At 72.5% G+C, this 15,307-nt stretch carries 13 protein-coding genes; 7 read left to right on the forward strand and 6 right to left on the reverse strand.

The annotated features are described in order from the left end of the window. Positions 1-93: 93 nt before the first annotated feature. Positions 94-1,782, reverse strand: a complete 1,689-nt coding sequence (locus AB0E78_RS40565) for a molybdopterin-dependent oxidoreductase (RefSeq protein WP_361844324.1) — start codon at positions 1,780-1,782, stop codon at positions 94-96. 324 nt (positions 1,783-2,106) lie between these two features. Between AB0E78_RS40565 and AB0E78_RS40570 the strand changes: the two genes are divergently transcribed. The 5 genes from AB0E78_RS40570 (at position 2,107) to AB0E78_RS40590 (ending at position 6,352) form a co-directional block, all read left to right on the forward strand. Further along, the gene (locus tag AB0E78_RS40570; protein ID WP_361844327.1) at positions 2,107-2,493 is read left to right on the forward strand and encodes a hypothetical protein; all 387 of its coding nucleotides are present in this window, start codon (positions 2,107-2,109) and stop codon (positions 2,491-2,493) included. Between the two features lie 192 nt (positions 2,494-2,685). After that, a complete protein-coding gene (locus tag AB0E78_RS40575) occupies positions 2,686-4,011 on the forward strand; it encodes a hemolysin family protein (protein ID WP_361844363.1) in 1,326 nt (441 codons plus the stop codon). Continuing rightward, entirely contained in the window at positions 4,008-5,030 is a 1,023-nt protein-coding gene (locus AB0E78_RS40580; protein WP_361844329.1) for a hemolysin family protein, read from the forward strand. Before AB0E78_RS40575 ends, AB0E78_RS40580 begins: the two co-directional genes overlap by 4 nt. 190 nt (positions 5,031-5,220) lie before the next feature. Then, complete coding sequence (locus AB0E78_RS40585; RefSeq protein WP_361844331.1) at positions 5,221-5,628, forward strand: N-acetyltransferase; 408 nt, start codon at positions 5,221-5,223, stop codon at positions 5,626-5,628. A 43-nt stretch (positions 5,629-5,671) separates the two neighbouring features. Next, positions 5,672-6,352 (forward strand): hypothetical protein, encoded by a 681-nt coding sequence (locus AB0E78_RS40590; protein WP_361844334.1) that lies wholly within the window; start codon positions 5,672-5,674, stop codon positions 6,350-6,352. Between the two features lie 56 nt (positions 6,353-6,408). Here the strand turns inward: AB0E78_RS40590 and AB0E78_RS40595 are convergent, their stop codons facing one another. Further along, entirely contained in the window at positions 6,409-7,014 is a 606-nt protein-coding gene (locus AB0E78_RS40595; RefSeq protein WP_361844336.1) for an MBL fold metallo-hydrolase, read from the reverse strand. Positions 7,015-7,095: 81 nt separating this feature from the next. Here AB0E78_RS40595 and AB0E78_RS40600 point away from each other — a divergent pair, with 81 nt between their 5' ends. Then, positions 7,096-8,052, forward strand: coding sequence for a helix-turn-helix domain-containing protein (locus AB0E78_RS40600; protein WP_361844339.1), 957 nt, complete (start codon positions 7,096-7,098; stop codon positions 8,050-8,052). Positions 8,053-8,100: 48 nt separating this feature from the next. Here AB0E78_RS40600 and AB0E78_RS40605 read toward each other — a convergent pair whose 3' ends face one another. The 4 genes from AB0E78_RS40605 to AB0E78_RS40620 form a co-directional block, all read right to left on the reverse strand. Next, positions 8,101-8,889, reverse strand: a complete 789-nt coding sequence (locus tag AB0E78_RS40605; RefSeq protein WP_361844341.1) for a VOC family protein — start codon at positions 8,887-8,889, stop codon at positions 8,101-8,103. Between the two features lie 81 nt (positions 8,890-8,970). Next, the gene (locus AB0E78_RS40610; RefSeq protein ID WP_361844343.1) at positions 8,971-10,605 is read right to left on the reverse strand and encodes a sigma-70 family RNA polymerase sigma factor; all 1,635 of its coding nucleotides are present in this window, start codon (positions 10,603-10,605) and stop codon (positions 8,971-8,973) included. Between the two features lie 267 nt (positions 10,606-10,872). Continuing rightward, entirely contained in the window at positions 10,873-12,021 is a 1,149-nt protein-coding gene (locus AB0E78_RS40615; RefSeq protein WP_361844346.1) for a serine hydrolase domain-containing protein, read from the reverse strand. Positions 12,022-12,144: 123 nt separating this feature from the next. Beyond that, on the reverse strand, positions 12,145-13,047 hold the full coding sequence (locus AB0E78_RS40620; protein WP_361844348.1) for an alpha/beta hydrolase: 903 nt from the start codon (positions 13,045-13,047) through the stop codon (positions 12,145-12,147). A 140-nt stretch (positions 13,048-13,187) separates the two neighbouring features. Between AB0E78_RS40620 and AB0E78_RS40625 the strand changes: the two genes are divergently transcribed. Then, complete coding sequence (locus AB0E78_RS40625) at positions 13,188-15,191, forward strand: BTAD domain-containing putative transcriptional regulator (protein WP_361844351.1); 2,004 nt, start codon at positions 13,188-13,190, stop codon at positions 15,189-15,191. The last annotated feature ends 116 nt before the right edge of the window (positions 15,192-15,307 follow it).

Below are 15,307 nucleotides of genomic sequence, written 5' to 3' on the forward strand. Positions count from 1 at the left end.
ACGTTCAAACGAGTGAATCTTGTGATGGTCACAGTCGTCGTTCTCCCGGTCGTTCCCTCGGTGGCCCCCCTGGTGTTCCGTCTGGTGGCTCCGTCAGTCGACGGTGACCACCACCGAGTGCCACCCGCTGGCGCCGTCGGGGATCGTCCGGGTCCGCTTCTCGGTCTGGACCTCGCCCGTACGGTCGGTCGCCCGCACCGTGAGCGTGTGGCCCCCCGAGGTCGCCTTCCACGGGAAGGACCACTGGCGCCAGGTGTCCCGGGTGTCCTCGGCGGCCAGATCGGCCTGCTGCCAGGGGCCGTCGTCCACGCGCACCTCGACCCTGTCGATACCGCGATGCTGCGCCCAGGCCACCCCGGCCACCATGACGGTGCCCGCCTTCGGCCGGGCGAAGGGCTTCGGGGTGTCGATCCGGGACTGGGTCTTGACCGGCGCCTTGCGGGCCCAGTCGCGCTTCACCCAGTAGGGGTCGTAGTCGTCGAACGTGGTCAGCTCGATGTCCTTGATCCACTTGCAGGCGGACACATAGCCGAAGAGGCCTGGGACCAGCATGCGCACGGGGAAGCCGTGCGTGAACGGCAGCGGCTGTCCGTTCATGCCGAGGGCGAGCATGGCGTCACGGCCGTCCATCACGTCGTCGACGGGGGTGCCGATGGTCATGCCGTCCACGGACCGGGCCACCAGCTGGTCCGCGGGACCGCCCTTCGACGGGGGGTCGACCCCGCACTCCGCCAGCAGGTCCGCGAGCCGTACGCCGATCCAGCGGGCGTTGCCGACGTAGGGGCCGCCGACCTCGTTCGACACGCAGGTCAGGGTGATGTCGCGCTCGATCAGCTCCCGCCGCAGCAGGTCGTCGAACGTGACGGTCGTCGGCCGGGAGACGCCCTTGCCGTGAATGCGCAGACTCCAGGTGTCGGCATTCACCTTCGGGACCACGAGTGCGGTGTCCACCCGGTAGAAGTCCTTGTTCGATGTCACGAACGAACTGATGCCGGGCACCCGGAGCCGCGCGCCCTTGGGCACCGGGTTCGCTTTCGACGCGGGGGCGGGGAGCGTGATCTGGTTGCGCGAGGCGATGGCGTCCTGGCCGCCCGCGGCGTTCAGCGACCGTCCCAGAGCTCCGGCTCCGGCCGATGCGGCGGCAGCGGCGGTGGCGGCGATGATGAACCCTCGGCGGTCCCATTCCGACCGTTGGTCCACGCCTGCCGGGGCCGACGCCGTCTCGGGGATCGCTTCGGGGGCTGCACCAGTAGCCGCCTCAGGATCTGCCTCAGGAGCCGTCTCAGGAGCCGTCTCAGGGACCGCGCGTACGGGGTGGAGCGCGAGGCGGCCCGCGAGCCAGTACAGCAGCGCGGCGCCGACGACGGCCCCCGCCACCGAGGGCAGTGCGTCGGTGAGACCGGTGGAATCGGGGCGGCCGGTGGCCGCCACCCCGCCGATCACCCCGAACAGCAGCACTCCCGCGGTGCCGAGCAGACGATGGCGCAGGGCCAGGAGCCCCAGCACGATCGCCAGCAGGGCGAGCACCGCGAGGATGCCCGACTGCAGGACGAGCTTGTCGTTCGTGCCGAAGTGCTGGATCGCCCAGTCCTTGACGGGCGCGGGGGTGCGGTCGATGGCCGCGCCCCCGACCGCGACCACCGGGCCGGCCTCGGGCCGCACCGCCGCGGACACCAGTTCCGCCACCGCGAGCGCGGCGAACCCCGCCAGCAAACCGCTCAGGGCGCCCGCCGGTACACGCATCCAGTCGACCGGTCGTCGCGGGACTCTTCGTTCTGTCATCACATGAGGTATCCGGCACCGAGGGCCTCGCGGATTGCTCGATTCCCGCATCGAGTGAAACGAAGGGTCCGCCTGGCCCAACGGGCTCACCACGCGTGGGCGGAAGGGCGGGTGTGGAGGAGGTGGCGGCAGCCGATTCCCCGCTGGCCCCTGCTGGGGCGCGCGGGGGAAACCGCGTAACCGATGATCTTGCCTCGCGTTGGTCTGCCGGGGCCAGGCCCTTCCGGGACTGCCGAACGGCCCGGCCCTCACGGCACGTACCGACAGAACGAGCACCCGTGCCCTTGGCGCGGGGCGACGAAGAAGGCTTGAGGGTCACTCATCATGCACGACATCACCAGGAAGATCGCCGCGGGGATCGGGGCCATGGCCGCCGCGCTGGGCTGTGTCATCGTCGCGGGTCCGCCCGCGGTGGCCGACGGCAAGTGGTGCAACAACGCGGTCTGTATCGAGACGTACGACAGCGGCACCTACCTCGGCAGGGTCGAGGTGTCGGTGATCAACACCAACCAACCGCACCGCATCAGCGCGCGTGTCTGGACCACCAACGGCTGGAGCGCCAACACCAAGGTGGAGGACGTCGACGCGTTCAGGACCTACCGGGACCAGGCCTACCCGCAGCGCCACTTCCCCGCGGGCACCCGGCTCTGCGCGGAAGGCTTCCGCGGCGGCGACAGCGTGGGCCTGCCCTGCGTCACCATCACCGACTGACCCTCCACGCGCGTCAGCAGCGACCACTTTGCGATTCTTTTACAGTGGGTGTAGAAGTGAGGTGTACTTCTACACCCACTGTCGTTGTACGGCCTCCCGGTGTACGGCCGGGCACACCGTCTGACGTGGCGGGACGCCCGGGCCGCGCCGAGAATGACCGGCAAGTCCCTCGTCGGAACGGAGCCCCTGTTGCTGTCCGCCGTCCTCGGTCTGCTCGCCGTCCTCGTCCTGACCGCGGGCACCGGCTACTTCGTCGCGCAGGAGTTCGCGTACGTGGCCGCGGACCGCCTCGCTCTCGCCCGCGAGGTGGAAGCGGGGGATCGGCGGGCGGCCCGCGCCGTGCAGGTCCTGGGGCGGCTCTCGTTCATGCTGTCGGGTGCCCAGCTCGGCATCACCGTCACCGGCCTGGTCGTCGGCTTCCTCGCCGAGCCGTCCGTGTCCGGGCTCCTGAAGCCCGCCCTGGACGGCACCGGCCTCTCGGACGGCGTCGTCTCCGCCCTCTCCGTGGTCCTCGGCTTCGTCGTCGCCACCGTGCTCCAGATGGTCCTCGGCGAGCTCGCTCCCAAGAACCTCGCGCTCGCCGTCCCCGACCGGCTGGCGAAGTCCCTCGCCGCCTCCACGCTGGTGTATCTGAAGGTCGTCGGCCCGGTCGTCCGTGTCTTCGACGGGGCGGCCAACCGGCTGCTGCGCCGCATCGGCATCGAGCCCGTCGAGGAGTTGCATCACGGAGCCACGCTCGAAGAGCTCAGCCACCTCATCGGCGAATCCCACGAGCACGGTCAGCTGCCGCGCGAGAGCGCCGAACTCCTCGACCACGCACTGGAGTTCTCCGAGCGCACCCTGGACGAGGTCATGGTGCCGCGGGCGGACGTCGCGTTCGTGCGCAAGGACGCCACGGCGGAGGAGGCCGTGCGGCTCATCGCCCGGTACGGGCACTCGAACTACCCCGTCATGGGCGACCACCCGGACGACGTCGCGGGCGTCCTCGGGGTGCGCGAACTGATGCGGCTGCCCGCCGTCCGCTTCGACCGCACCACGGCGGGCGAACAGGCCCGCCGCCCCCTCCTGCTGCCGGGTGCGGTGGCGCAGATGCGCGAGCGGGACGACGAGTTCGCCGTCGTCCTAGACGAACACGGGGGCGTGGCGGGCATCGTGACGTATGAGGACATCGCCGAGGAGCTCGTCGGGGACATCGCCGACGAATCCGACACCGTCGTCGAACTCGCCGTCGCCGACGGCGCGGGCTGGTTCGTCGACGCGGGCCGCCGACTGGACGAGGTGGCCGACGCGACCGGCATCGACCTGCCCGAGGAGGACGACTACGACACCGTGGCCGGGCTGATCGTCGACCGGCTCGGCCGCTTCCCGGCCATCGGCGACCGACTCACCGTGGAGCTGCCCGACGGCAGCCACGTCGCCGTCGCCGTACTCGGCCTCGACCGCCACGTCCCTGAACGCGTACGGATCGAGCGCCTGCCCGCGGCGGCGGCGCCGGCCGCCGAGGAGGCCTCCGCGTGAGCTTCCCCCTGGCCCTCCTCGTCACCGTCCTGCTGCTGGTCGCCAGCGGCTTCTTCGTCGCCGCGGAGTTCGCGCTCGTCGCCGCCAAACGGCACCGCGTGGAGCGTGCGGTCGCCGCCGGGCAGCGCGGCGCCAAGTCCGCCCTCGCGGGCATGCGGGAACTGTCCCTGATGCTCGCCGGGGCCCAACTGGGCATCACCGTCTGCACGTTGGGGCTCGGGTCGGTCTCCAAGCCCGCGATCTCCCACGAACTCGACCCGCTCCTGGCCAAGCTGGGCCTGCCCGCAGGGCTGAGTTACGGCATCGCCTTCGCGCTCGCCATGATCGTCGTGGTGTTCCTGCACATGGTCCTCGGCGAGATGGCCCCCAAGTCCTGGGCCATCGCCCACCCCGAGCGCTCGGCGATGCTGCTCACCCCGCCCTTCCGGGCCGTGGTCAAGGTGGTGCGCCCGCTGCTCACCCTCCTCAACAAGGTCAGCAACGCGCTCGTACGGCTGTGCAAGGTCACACCGCGCGACGAGCTCACGTCCGTGCACAACCGCGAGCAACTCGCCCACCTGGTCGCGGAGTCGGGGCGGCTGGGCCTGATCAGCGACGTCGACTCCGGCCTCATCACCACCTCGCTCACCGCGCCGCTGACCGCTGTCGGCGACCTCCAGACCGCGGCCGCGCAGATCACCTCCGTACCGGCCGACGCGAGCATCGACGAGGTCCTCGAGGTGGCCGCGGCGAGCGACCGCACCCGGCTGCTCGTCAGGGACGGCGCCACCGTCCTCGGCTCGGTGCACGCGCGTGACGCGCTGGTGGCCCGCGCCCGCAGCCGTGCCCTGACCGCCCGTGAACTGGCGCGCCCCGTCCCGGAGCTCGCCGCGGACGACACCCTCGCCCACGCCGTCGAGGAGCTGCGCCGCCGCCGCGCCTCGCTCGCCGTGCTCTGCGACGAATCGGGGCGGCTGACCGGCCTGGTCAGCCTGGACGACCTGCTGGCCCGGCTGATGGAACCGCGGCAACCGGTGTGACGGCCGCCCTGTGCGCTCCTCCGGGCACGACAACGCGCCCCCTCCCGGGAGCAGAGGCCACCCGGTACAGGGATATACGGGTGCCCTCTCGCGTGGCTAGTGTGCTCGCAATGTCACGCGCCGATGAAGCCGACGACGCCGACGAAGTCGTCTGTCGCCACCCGGCAGCCCGCGCGAGAGCGGCACCGCGGTGAAGTTCCGAAGACCGCCTCCTCCCTGCCCGCAGGCGGTCACCTACCGATGCGCCCCGGCGACGGTGGCGGCGGGCTGTCAGGTCATCACGCTCCTCGACGGCGACGGCCGGGACATCGGGCACCTGGACTACCAGGTGTGTCACGCGTGCCGCGCCGCCCACGTCAGCACCATCGCGATCGCGGGTCCCTGGCAGCGCATGGGCCTGGGCCGTGAGGCCCTCCACCGCGCCACGGACCCCTGGCCCGCCTACGCGTGGTCCACCTCGCGGCAGTCCGCCGACGGCCGGAAGTTCTTCGCCGCGATGGCGGAGGAGACCGGCATGGACTTCGTGCCGAGAGCCGTGCGATGCCCCCACATCACCGCTCCGGTAAGGGAATCGGGCTCCGGCGGGGAGCGGCCCTGAGGCGCCCGTCACCGGGCGAGCCGCACACGATAGCGTCACCGCCGTGACGATCAACGCCCCCGGAACGCCCCCTGACTCCGCCGCACCCGCGGAGATATTCCGCGGACAGGGACGAACAGGGCGGCGCATCGCCGACCTCGTCGCCCTCCTGACGCCACCCGGGCTGCTGGTGGTGACCGTGCTGCTGATCCGGGCCCGGCTGATCGACGACGGATTCCTGCTCCTGAACCTCGTCTCGTGCGCCGTCAGCGGCCTGGTGGCCGCCTACGCCCACATGGGCTGGGGCGCCCGCCCGCACGACGGCGACCTGCTGTCCGCCCGCACCCTGGCCGGACGGCGCACCGTCGACCTCGCCCGGCTCACCAAGGTCGGCCGCCTGGAGGTGCCGGGGCAGGTCAGGACCGACGACCGGCTCATCCTCACCGACGCGCACGGCGTGCGGATCATCCTCAACAAGCTCGCGGGCAGCGACGAGACCATCGACACCCTGGTGCGCTGGGCCCTGCGGCACCGGGAGCCGGGCGCGGGCGTCATCGTGTCGGACCGGGCCGCCGAACGCCTGGGCGTGCGGACCGAGGTGAACCGCCCGCAAGGCCGCCTCAAGGCCGGGCGCACCATCCGCGAGGGACTCATCGGCTGGATTCCCCTGCTGTCCGTCTTCGTGTTCGCGCTGGTGAGCTTCGGCCTGCTGATCGCCGGCTTCCTGCTCTCCGGCGTCGACTGACGAGCCGCGACACGGCCCGCCGAGCGTGGCCGGGCACGTGGGGGCGGTCATGTCGCCTAGACCGGCGCCGTCTCGTCGGCCTTGAACGCGCCGCCGTGACCCGGCACGATCACATCGGCGGTGGCGAGCACCCGCAGCCGTGACGTCCGCAGCGTCGTCCGGTCGGGGGAGACCGGGTCGTCGACCGGGCCGTTCGGCCGCCACCACAGGTCGCCCACGAAGGCGATCGTGCCCTCGGCGGTGCCCGCGAGCAGCGTGATGTCCTCGCGGCTGTGGCCCGGCGTGCGGATCAGCCGCAGGGACGGGGCGAGTTCGAAGCCCTCGGCGTCCCGGTCGGTCCACTGGTCGTTCTCGTAGATCGCCTTGTGGTCGTGGACCCGGGCGTTGCCGAACAGGCCCACGTTCATGGTGTTGTCCGGGTGGTGGTGGCTCAGCACCACGTCGGTGATGTCGTCCGGGCCGAGGCCGAGTTCCGCCAGCGGGTCCAGGATCCGGCTCCTGCTCGCCACCATGCCCGGATCGACGATCACGTGCCGGTCCGCGTCGCGGATGTAGGAGACGGTGGCGGCGACTCCGGGGCCGGTGGAGCCCGTGTAGCCGGTGGTGAGGATCGTGTACGTGGCGCTCTGGCCGAGCGGGGCGTCTGTCGGTGCGTTCGTCATGCCCATGAGTCTTCCGGGCGGAAGGCGAGGCAACGAGTGGCCCTTCTGCCACTGATCGCAGGAAACGTGCCACACTGCCGCATGCCGCCTTTCGTGACCATCGCCGCCTACGCCCCGACGGGCGTCGGCATCCTCGGCGCCGGCATCGTCTCCGAGGTGTTCGACGAGCGGGGCCCTGGTCTGCCGCGCTTCGACTTCGCCCTGTGCACCGACCGGCCGGGGCGGGTCCGCTCCGACGCCGGGGTGCCGATCACCGTGGAGCACGGCCTGGAGCGGCTCGCCTCCGCCGACCTCGTGATCGCCCTGCCCTGGGCCGACTTCCGTACGCCGCCCGCGCCCGCGGTGCTCGACGCGTTCACCGCCGCTCACGAGCGGGGCGGCCTGGTCGCGGGGCACTGCGTCGGCGCGTTCGCCCTGGCCGCGGCGGGGCTGCTCGACGGGCGGCGCGCCACCACCCACTGGCGTTTCGCCGAGCTTCTCGCGAGCCGGTATCCTGAGGTCACCGTCGAGGCCGAGGCCCTGTACATCGACGAAGGGCAGGTCGTCACGGGCGCGGGAGCGGCCGCGGGCTTCGACCTCAGCCTGCATCTGCTCCGACGTGAGTACGGCGCGGCGACGGCCAACACCATCGCCCGGGACCTCGTCCTGCCCTCCCACCGCGACGGCGGCCAGGCCCAGTACCTCGCCGCGCCTGTCCCGGAGGACTGCCGGGACGACCGGCTCACCGAGGTGCTCGTCTGGGCCCGCGAGCATCTCCACGAGCCGCTGCCGGTCTCGGAGCTGGCCCGCCGCGCCCTGATGAGCAGGCGCTCCTTCGCCCGCCGCTTCAGCGCGGCGACCGGCACCACCCCGCACGCCTGGCTGGTCAATCTGCGGCTGAGCAGTGCCGAGGAACTCCTGGAGACCACGGACCTGCCGGTGGAGGAGATCGCCCGCCGGGTCGGGTACGGCAGCGCGGCCGTCCTGCGCGAGCAGTTCGTACGCCGCCGGGGCGTGCCACCCCGGTCCTACCGCCGTGCGTTCTCCCGGGCGCCGTAGGCCCGCTTCAAGCCCGTGGCAGGCCGCCTCGGTCCGCTTCGGGCCGCCTCAGGAGAACGTGGGCATCTCGCCCTCCGTGCTGGTCAGGTCGATGATGCTGAAGGTGGCGCCCTGCTGGTCGGCGACCGTGGCGAAGCGGCCGAAGGGGCTGTCCATCGGGCCGAAGAGCAGATGGCCGCCGAGCTTGGTGACGGTGACGATCGCGGCGTCACAGTTGTCCACGGCGAAGTGGACGTTGAAGAACGGCGGGACGTCCGGCGGGAAGTCCCCGGTCATCTTGAGGCGGCCGAGCACCGGCTGCCCGCCGACCTGGAAGACGCGGTAGTCGACGTCGTCGACGTCCATCCGCTGCGTGGTGAAGGGGAACACGGAGGGCAGGAACGCGTCCGTCGCCGCCGGGTCCCGCGTGGTGAGCTCCGCCCAGCAGTACGCGCCGGACTCGCCGGTCTTCTCGAAGCCCTGGTGGGTGCCGGGCTGCCAGACGCTGAAGTACGCGCCGCTCGGCTCCTGGGCGGTCACCATGGTGCCGAACTCGCCGACCTGCGTCGGCTCCATGGCGAGGGTCCCGCCGTTGTCACGGATCTTCGCGGCCGTCGCGGCGGCGTCCGGCGACGCGAAGTAGAGGTTCCAGGCGGCGGGGCCGTCCATGCCCTGCATCTGCGGGACGACCGCGGCCACGGCCCTGCCGTCCGAGCGTGCCTGCGTGTAGCCGCCGAACTCCTCCGAACCGGAGTCGAACGTCCAGCCGAGCAGCTCGCCGTAGAAGCTCTTCGCGGCCGCCACGTCGGGGAACATCGCGTCCGCCCAGCATGGCGTGCCTTCCGGGTACGCAGCCATCGCGAGGCCTCCAGTTCCGGCGGTTTCCTGTTGGCTTCACGCTATTCGAACAAGGACGCCCGCGCGCGTCGGCGCGTCACGTCACCGTGCGCCGAAGTTCTGCGTCCACCAGGGGCCGCCGCTGCCCTGCCGATAGCCGACGCCGATCTCCTTGAAGGAGCAGTTGAGGATGTTGGCGCGGTGCCCCGAGCTGTTCATCCAGGAGTCCATCACCGCGGACGGACTGCGCTGACCTGCGGCGATGTTCTCCCCGTAGGTGGTCCACTTGTAGCCGGCCGCCGTGACCCGGTCGCCGGGGTCCTTGCCGTCGGGGTTCGTGTGGTCGAAGAAGTCGCGCTCGGCCATGTCGTCGGAGTGGCCCTGCGCCGCGTTGCCCAGCTTGCTGTTGAGGGTCACCGGGCCGCAGCCGCTCTTGGCGCGCTCGGCGTTGACGAGCCGCGTGACCTCGGCGCTGTACGAGTTGCCTGCCGGGGCCTGCGGTGCCTGCGGGGCCTTGGGTGCGGTGCTGGTGCGGGTGGGCTTCGGGGTCGCCTTCGGCTTCGGCGCCTTGGTCTTCGACGGCGTGGCCTTGGGGGACGGCTTCCGCTTTCGGCTCGGCGAGGCGGAGGGGGACTTGCTGGGGGTGGAGGCCGTGGTGGACGGAGCCTCCGGAGACGGCGGCTGCGAGGCGGTCAGCGTCTGTGCTTCCGTCTGTTCGTCGTCCGAGGGGCGCGTGGCCGAGTAGATGACCCCGGTCGCGACGACGAGCGCGGCGACCCCTGCGGCCACCGTGCGGCCCTTGCGCGGCACCCGGTGGCGCTTGGCCGCGTGTCTCGCCGGGGCGCTCCGGGAGCCGGATATCTCGTACGCGTCCGGCGCCGTGGGATGTCCGCCGGTGGACAGGTGCGGTGCGTCGGCCGCCAGGTGGTGCGCGTCGGCCGCGCTCACCGCGCGTATCGCACCGGGGGCGGCCAGGGCGGCGGACAGCGGCACCAGTGCGAGGCCCACCAGGAGGCGCTCGGCGAGCACCAGGCCCGCGCCGTGGTCCGAGCACATCGCGCAGTCGCGGACGTGCCGGGCCAGGCGCTTGCGCCAGAGGGCGGAAGGCGTGCCGTCCCACGGGGCCACCACGTCGCTCAGGTACGGGCACCGGGGCGCCGCGGCCAGCGCGCGGACCACGATCCGGGCCGTCTCCAGCTGCGTCTTCATCCGCTGCACCCGGACCGCGGCGTGCTGCGCGGGCAGCTCCATGGCGGAGGCGACCTCCGCCCGGGTCAGCTCACCGGAGACCTCGAGCCACCACAGCGACAGGAGCGCGCGGTCGTCGGTGTCCAGCCAGCGGGTGGCCTCGGCCACCTCACGGCGCTGCCCCACCAGACCGAGCCGGATGATCGTCAGGTCGACGAAGTCGGCGCCGGGGTCCGCGACGTCGTGCGCCTCGTCCAGCGGGCCCGGGCTCTTCTGGCCGGACGCGCGCTGCTGCCAGTGCCTGCGTATCTCGTTCATGGCGATGGCCACGAGCCAGGACCGGAAGCTCGCCGGGTCGCGCAGCGTCGCCAGGCCGGCGAGCGCCCGCAGCATGGTCTCCTGCACGACGTCGTCGACGTCGGCATGGCCGTCGAGCGCACGCCCGACGATGTTGTAGACCAGCGGCAGGTACCCGGCCACCAGCTCGTCCTGCGCCTGCTGGTCCCCGGTCTGCGCCGCCGTCACCAGAGGATCGTGATCACCGATCATGGGCTGCCTCACTCGCTTTCTTCGTCGGCACGTTCTGGCCTTACACCTGGGAGATCGCGTGGGTGTATGGAGATAACAGAAATCCGCGAACAGATTTCCGAGCCGAGTCGGTGAGCATACGCATGACCGGGATCGGCAGGCGTGGGCCTCTTTCCGGCATACCGGACATGGGTGGGTTCTGCACGGCCGACGAGCCGAACGCCACAGCGGGCCGACCGGTGCAGGACCTCTACGTGCGAGCCGATGACTACGTGCGAGACCGGTGGTTCACGCTGCCGACAAGCACTCCCTGACCGCACCGATGAGCCGCGCGGACCGGGCGTCGCCATGGCCGATCATGCGGTTCGCGGTGTAGGCGAAGCCCACCCCGAACTCGTCGTCCCCGAAGGCGAACTGACCCCCCGAGCCGTCGTTGCCGAAGCTGCGCGCGCCCAGCATCGGCCGGAACCGCGGGGCGTCGAGCAGGAAGCCCGAACCCCAGCGGGCACCCAGGTCAGGGAAGCCCGACCAGGAGGAGCCCGCGGTGAGTTCGCGCAGCGCGTCGGTCACCGTCTCCCGGGTGAGCAGTCGCGCCGAGCCGTCGACTCCCGTAGCCGCGGCCGCGTACAGCGTCGCCAGTGAGCGTGCCGACGACACCGCGCCCGCGCCGGGGATCTCGGCGCGCAGCAGCGCCGGGTCGTTCCAGCCGTGCGGCACGTCGAGACCGGGGAAGGCGAGGGCCCCGTTCATCGTCACGATCCGCATGACCAGGGACTCGGGGTCGGGGTTTCCCGGTCGGCCCTCGGCCTCGACGAGCCGGGCCAGGTGGGCGACCTCCTCGTCGGGCAGGCCGATCCAGGTCCGCAGGCCGAGGCCGTCGCCGATGGCCCGACGGAAGTACGCGCCAGGGGTGAGGCCGGTGACGCGGCGGATCAGCTCGCCGAGCACGAAGCCGAAGGTGTGCCCGTGGTACTCGTGGGCGGCACCCGGCTCCCAGAGCGGCTCCTGCTCCTCGACCGCGTGGACCACCGGCGTCCACGCGGTGATCTCGTCGAAGCTCAGGGTGCGGTCCAGGACGGGCAGTCCGGCGCGGTGCGCGAGGATCATGCGCGGCGTGATGGCCTCCTTGCCGCCGCGGGCGAACTCCGGCCAGTGTGAGGCGATCGGGGCGTCGAGGTCCAGGCGGCCCTCCTGGGCGAGGAGATGGACGCAGACGCTGACGACGCCCTTCGCGCAGGAGAAGACCGGGACGACGGTGTGCTCGTCCCAGGGGCGCCCGGTCCGCTCGTCCGCGATGCCGCCCCACAGGTCGACGACCTGACGCCCGTCGACGAACACCGCGACGGACGCGCCGAGTTCACCGGAGTCGGCGAAGTTCCGCGAGAAGGCGTCCGCGACCGCCCCGTACCGTTCGTCGGCCCACCCGTTGTGCTCCACCGTGACTCCACTTCCGCAACTGGCTTCCCAGGGCGCTCCGTGCGCACATGGACGTGAGCGAAAGCGCCGGTGATCTGTCGACCAGGAGACGCTATGCGGCAGGGCGGGCCGACTCCAACGCATTTACGCGGGACGGGAGAGGAGGTCCCGCAGCGCGGCGGCGATCTCGGCGGGCGCCTCCTCCGCCATGAAGTGGCCGCAGGTCACAGCGGTGTGCCGCAGGTCCGGTGCCCAGGCGCCCCACAGCGCCGCCGCGTCGAAGCCGAGCGCGGCGCCCCAGTCCTGCTGGAGCACGGCGACCGGCATCCGCAGCGTGCTGCCGGTGTCCCGGTCGGCCCGGTCGTGCTCGACGTCGACACCGGCGGAGGCGCGGTAGTCGGCCACGATGGAGGGCACGGCGGCGCGACAGGCGTCCAGGTAGGCGGCGCGTACGTCGGCGGGGGCAGCCCGCGGGTCGTTCGTCCAGATGTCGAGGAAGTGACCGAAGAACGCGTCCGGGGCGGCGGCGATCAACTGCTCGGGCAGGCCCGGGGGTTGGGCCATCAGATACAGGTGGAAACCGACGGCGGCGGTGACGCCGTGCATCACGTCCCACATGTCCAGCGTGGGCAGCACGTCGAGGCAGGCCAGGTGCGTGATCGCGTCGGGGTGGTCGAGCCCGGCGCGGAAGGCGACCAGAGCGCCGCGGTCGTGCCCGGCCAGGGCGAAACGGTCGTGGCCGAGCGCGCGGGCCACGGCGACGATATCGGCGGCCATGGTCCGCTTGGAATACGTGCTGCCGTCGGTCTCCGCGGGCTTGTCGCTCGCCCCGTAACCCCGCAGGTCCGGGCAGATCACCGTGTGGCCCACGGCGAGGTCGGCGGCGACGTGCCGCCACATCAGATGGGTCTGCGGGAAACCGTGCAGCAGCACGAGCGGCGGGCCCGAGCCGCCGACGGCCACGTTCAGCGAGACGCCCTCCGACGCCTCCGAGCCCTCCGTGACGGGCACGCGCCGGTAGCTGAAGTTCTCGATGGCAGGGGTCATGGTGGCGGTCCTTCGGTGATGTCGGAACAGGTGCTTCCGAGCCTGCCGGGCGCCGATGAGCATCCAATGAGCGCGCTACCGTGACCAGGGACGATGCCCATGGACCGGGCGGACGGAACGAACGGAAAGGGCGGTCAGGCGTGCGGGTCGCGTTCGGGGTGCTCGGGCCGGTGGCCGCCTGGGACGGTGTGGGCGACGCCGTCGCGCTGAAGGGGCCACGGCACCGCGCGGTCCTCGCCCGGCTGATCGTCGCCCGCCGCCGTGTCGTCCCGGTCGCCCGCCTCGTCGACGACCTGTGGACGGACCCGCCCCAGGACGCGACCGGGACGGTACGCACCTTCGTGGCCGCGCTGCGCCGCGCCCTGGAGCCGGAGCGCCCGCCCCGCACACCCGCCCGGCTGCTCGTCACTGAGGGCCCGGGGTACGCCCTGCGCGCCGACCCCGGGACGGTGGACGCCTGGCGCTTCGAGCAGACAGTGGCCGACGCCGCGACCCTGCCCCCGCAGCAGGCCCTCGACCGCCTGGAGGAGGCGCTCGGGTGGTGGCGCGGCCCCGCCTACGCCGAGTTCACCGACGAGGCCTGGGCCCGCGCCGAGCGCTCCCGCCTGGGCGAGCTGCGCCTGCACGCCGTCGAACGCCGGGCCGAGGCGCGCCTGGCCCTGGGGCGCGCCGCCGACGCGGTGCCGGATCTCGACGCGCATGTGGCCGAGCACCCCTGGCGCGAGGACGCCTGGCGGCTCCTCGCTCTCGCGCTCTACCGCACCGGCCGCCAGGGCGACGCGCTCGCGGTCCTGCGCCGGGCCCGCGCGCTCCTGGTCGAGCAGCTCGGTGTGGATCCCGGCCCGGGCCTTCGCCACCTGGAGGCGGACATCCTCGGCCAGGCCCGCCACCTCGACCCCGCGTCGTCCGGGGCCGGTGACGCGGCGGGCCGGGTGTGGGCACGGGCCGCCACCGCCTACGACCGGACCGTGGCGTCAGGAGCCCGCGCCAGGCTGGATTCGACGGTGAGCCTGCTGCGCAACCTCGCGGTGACGGGCGGCGGTGGCCTCGCGGCGGCCCGCGAACACCGGATGGCCGCCATCGAGGCGGCGGAGGAACTGGGCGACGCGGAGCTCACGGCGCGCGTGATCGGCGCGTACGACGTCCCGGCGATCTGGACCCGCGTCGACGACCCGCCCCAGGCCGCGCAGGTCGTGGCGGCGGCCGAACGCACCCTGGCCGCGCTCCGGCCCGACGCGCATCCGGCGGCGCGAGCCCGCCTGCTCGCCACCATCGCCCTGGAGTCACGCGGCACCCGGTCGGCACGCGGGCCGCAGTCCGCCAAGCAGGCCGAGGAGATCGCCCGGCGTCTCGACGACCCTGCACTCCTCGCGTTCGCCCTCAACGGGCTGTTCATGCAGACCTTCCACCGCACGGGTCTGGCGGCAGAGCGGGACGCGATCGGCGCCGAACTCGTGACCCTGTCCACGAGGCACGGGCTCGCCACCTACGAGGTCCTGGGCCACCTCATCCGTCTCCAGTCCCGCAGTGCCCTCGCGGACCTCCCGGGCGCCGACGGTCACGCGGCGGCAGCGGATCTCCTGGCGGAGCGTCACGAACTGCCGCTGGTGGGCGTGTTCACCCAGTGGTACGCGGCGCTGCGGCTCGCCGCGACCGGCCCGGCCCCCGCAGCCGAGGCCGCCTACCGGAAGGCCGCGGAGCGACTGGACGGCGCGGGCATGCCCGGCCTGGAGCACGGCCTGCTGCCGCTCGCCCTGCTGTGCCTGCGCCACGGCCGGCCGGCCCCGGCCGGGGCACACGAACCGATCGGGGCAGGTCGGGGGCTGGACGAGAGCACGGACTGGGGACCCTACGAACCCTGGGCCCGCCCCTTCGTCCTGCTGTCCCAGGACCGCCGCGACGAGGCGGCGAAGGCGTTGCGTCTGCTTCCGGACCCGCCCCGCGATCTGCTGCTCGAAGCCCTGTGGTGCCTGGCGGGGCGGGCGGCGATCGCCGTCGGCGACCGGGAGACGATGGAGCGAGCCCGTGCCGAACTCACCCCAGCGGCAGCGGAGTTGGCGGGGGCAGGCAGCGGTCTGCTGACCCTGGGCCCGGTCGCCCGGCACCTCGACGACCTGACCTCGGCCCTCCGCCACTCCAGGTGATGCTGGTGTGCTGCTGAAAGTGGTCAGCCCTTGCGGGTGTTGACCTCTTCGGTCAGGGCGGGGACGACGTCGAAGAGGTCGCCGACCACGCCGTAGTCGACCAGGTCGAAGATCGG

The sequence above is a fragment of the Streptomyces sp. NPDC032198 genome, assembly GCF_040636975.1.
GTDB lineage: Bacteria > Actinomycetota > Actinomycetes > Streptomycetales > Streptomycetaceae > Streptomyces.

Excerpts from the sequence above, each read along its gene's own strand:
- AB0E78_RS40565 (WP_361844324.1), bottom strand. The coding sequence starts at position 1,782 with ATGACAGAACGAAGAGTCCCGCGACGACCGGTCGACTGGATGCGTGTA.
- AB0E78_RS40570 (WP_361844327.1), top strand. The coding sequence starts at position 2,107 with ATGCACGACATCACCAGGAAGATCGCCGCGGGGATCGGGGCCATGGCC.
- AB0E78_RS40595 (WP_361844336.1), bottom strand. The coding sequence starts at position 7,014 with ATGACGAACGCACCGACAGACGCCCCGCTCGGCCAGAGCGCCACGTAC.
- AB0E78_RS40600 (WP_361844339.1), top strand. The coding sequence starts at position 7,096 with ATGCCGCCTTTCGTGACCATCGCCGCCTACGCCCCGACGGGCGTCGGC.
- AB0E78_RS40605 (WP_361844341.1), bottom strand. The coding sequence starts at position 8,889 with ATGGCTGCGTACCCGGAAGGCACGCCATGCTGGGCGGACGCGATGTTC.
- AB0E78_RS40610 (WP_361844343.1), bottom strand. The coding sequence starts at position 10,605 with ATGATCGGTGATCACGATCCTCTGGTGACGGCGGCGCAGACCGGGGAC.
- AB0E78_RS40620 (WP_361844348.1), bottom strand. The coding sequence starts at position 13,047 with ATGACCCCTGCCATCGAGAACTTCAGCTACCGGCGCGTGCCCGTCACG.